At 59.0% G+C, this 2,549-nt stretch carries 2 protein-coding genes and 1 pseudogene; all 3 read right to left on the bottom strand.

The features are described 5' to 3' along the window. Nucleotides 1-1,116 (bottom strand): annotated as a pseudogene (locus CW742_RS10355) (phosphoribosylformylglycinamidine synthase); the annotation flags it as partial. Between the two features lie 57 nt (nucleotides 1,117-1,173). Next, a complete protein-coding gene (locus CW742_RS10350) occupies nucleotides 1,174-1,551 on the bottom strand; it encodes a hypothetical protein (RefSeq protein ID WP_292420085.1) in 378 nt (125 codons plus the stop codon). Between the two features lie 94 nt (nucleotides 1,552-1,645). Next, nucleotides 1,646-2,242 (bottom strand): hypothetical protein, encoded by a 597-nt coding sequence (locus tag CW742_RS10345; RefSeq protein WP_292420083.1) that lies wholly within the window; start codon nucleotides 2,240-2,242, stop codon nucleotides 1,646-1,648. Nucleotides 2,243-2,549 lie beyond the last annotated feature (307 nt).

Below are 2,549 nucleotides of genomic sequence, written 5' to 3'. Positions count from 1 at the left end.
GACCGGGTTTGACCGGTCTTTCCCGCGGAAGAGGACCGGGCCGGTCTCCGGGTCACCGACACAGAAACCATAGATGTTGATGCAGGGCTTTGCCCCGAGGCCGAATCCGATGGTGTCGCGGTTCACTCCCACGATGCCGGTGAGTGCACCGCCGAACGGGTCGAGGGCGGAGGGGGAGTTGTGGGTCTCGACCTTGTGCGTGACAATGAACTCGTCATCGAAGACGATCGCACCGGAGTTGTCGGAGAAGACCGAGACACAGATGTCTTTCTCCCCTGCTGCCTCGCGGATCTCGTTTGTCGCCGCCTGGATAAACGTCTTGTACAGCCCGCGTGGCACGTCGTCGTCCATGGCGGACGCAAAGATCGTGTGCTTGCAGTGCTCGCTCCAGGTCTGGGCAAGCGATTCGAGTTCCACATCGGTCGGCTTCCTCCCAAGCGTGCGGAAATGATCGCGAATAGTGTGGAGCTGGGCAAGGTCAAGGGCAAGCGGCCCCCGGCGCTGGCCGGTCTGGGGATCCAAAATCCCTTCCTTCCCCAGTTTCATGAGTTCTGCGTCGCTGATCTCAAGGTCCACCGGTCCGGCGGTGGAAAGTTCATGGAGCTCGACTGCGGGGACGATCCGGTCCATCCCCCTCTTTCCGTACTCCTGACGGGTGCGGATATAGACCCGGTTGACCAGCGGGTTTGCAAGCGTTGCCGCAAGCTTCTCAAGTGCCGGCCGTGGCATCTGGCCCCGCACGAAATAGAGCTGTGAGGAGTACACCGCTTCCCCTTCGCAAAATTTCATCCCGAGGAAGTCCTCGATGGTCTGTCGGGCGGTCGTGCCCACATTGTCGGTCACGCCCGGGAGGAATCCGACCTCGATGGCATAGTCAAAGAGCGGCAGGGTAGCTTCGTCCACCATATACTCCTGCACCACCGGGTTGACCAGCTGCTGCGCAACCTGGACCAGTTCGTCGCGGGTGAAGTCGCGGGCAGAGGTCGCGATCGTATAGACATCGGCAAGGTGAAGCTCTTCGACCGGGAACCCGAGCGAACGGACACGGTCCGTACGGGTCTTCAGCCGGGGGTCTTTGGTGAAGTGAACTTCTATGCGGTGGACAAAAGAAGCCATGTATACAGGATTTGCTGCACAAGAAGAAAATAGATAGCGAAGGGAGACGGCCGCGGCTCAGCGCGGGGGACGCCGCCCAAAGAGGAGATGGTAGATTCCGGCTGCCACGAGCGGGGAGAGGACTGCCCCGGCAAGGACCACAACGCTGCCCCACGAATAGTTATGCCGGCTGAGGATCTCGATGATGATGATCATGATCGCGTAGATCGCCCCGAGGAGGAGGGAAAGGAACTTCCCCAGCGCCAGCGGGTCTTTTGGCCTGACAAGGGGGAAGTACGCCAGCATGAGGAGGAAGAGGAAGAAGACGTAGGTGAACGGAAGGAGAGAGGGAGAGACAAAATACGGCTGGACCCGGCTGAAAATACCGCTCATGACGAAAACGAGGATGAGGAAGACGGCATCTTTCCCGGAGAGAGGGTACCAGTGCAGGCGCATAGTATCAGGGTTCCGTTGGCCTGCCGGCATGATGATGTTTGCGGGATATACCGGGCGCCGGCTGGGGCAGCCAACAGAAAAAGATGTGCGCTGGTTATTTCAAGGCCATAATCGCATCGCGCTTCATCGCGATGGCAAGGGCGTCTCGTGCATCCGCAACGTTCCTGCGGAACTCGCGGTTCAGGTCCTTGATCTCGGCATTGGCGGACTGGAGCGCTGATGAGGACTTGTTCATCAGGGCGCCCTGGATGTTGGGGCGCTGGGCCTCGATCCGCAGCGAGATGTTCCGAATTACCGTTGTGTTGGCACCCTGTTTCCCCAATTCGGCGATGATCTGTTTCCGGTCAATGGCGTCGCGGTTGAAGAGCACGAGCCGTGAGGACTCGTTTTTGAGCCAGAGTCCGCCATCCGGGCTTTCGGCATTCCTGACCGCGCTTGACTTTGCCATGCTGCGGATACATTCCTGCATCCTATCCGCGCTGCCGTTGAAGCGGAGCATCTGTGCCTGCGTCTCGGTGGAGAATTCACGGGCAGAGGCGCCGAGAGTTTCGCGGGCCTTTTCGATCTCCGAGGCTTTCTGCATCAGGGGGATGGACGAGGCAGTAACAAGGTAGTCGTCGCGGATCTGCCTGAGACGATACACCCCGCTGCCATTGCTGATGATCTCGATGTACCGGATAACGCCGTTCATGCGGGTGTCCTGGTCACAGGCAACGTACGCGATATGGGTTTTTTAAAAAAGAATTGCCTCGGGCCGGTCCGCATGGTCCGGAGCCGTCCTTCGGGGGGTCGTGTGCGGGTCAAGGGCTGCTGACACGGGAGATGCGATGAGCAGATAGCGGACAACTACACTGCCGGCCCCACAAGACATCTTCAGCTACCGGAAAACCACGCTTCGTCAACCTCCCTGCAGAACAGAATACTCTTACAAGAAGTGGGGTAGGTGCTTATCAGTATTCGAACTGTCTCTTGAAACACTCTGATGTTGCGCGCCACAG

The sequence above is a fragment of the Methanoregula sp. genome (assembly GCF_002835825.1).
Taxonomy (GTDB): Archaea; Halobacteriota; Methanomicrobia; order Methanomicrobiales; family Methanospirillaceae; genus Methanoregula.
The sequence above is the reverse complement of the archived record's forward strand: the minus strand, read 5'-3'. Positions and strand labels throughout refer to the sequence as shown.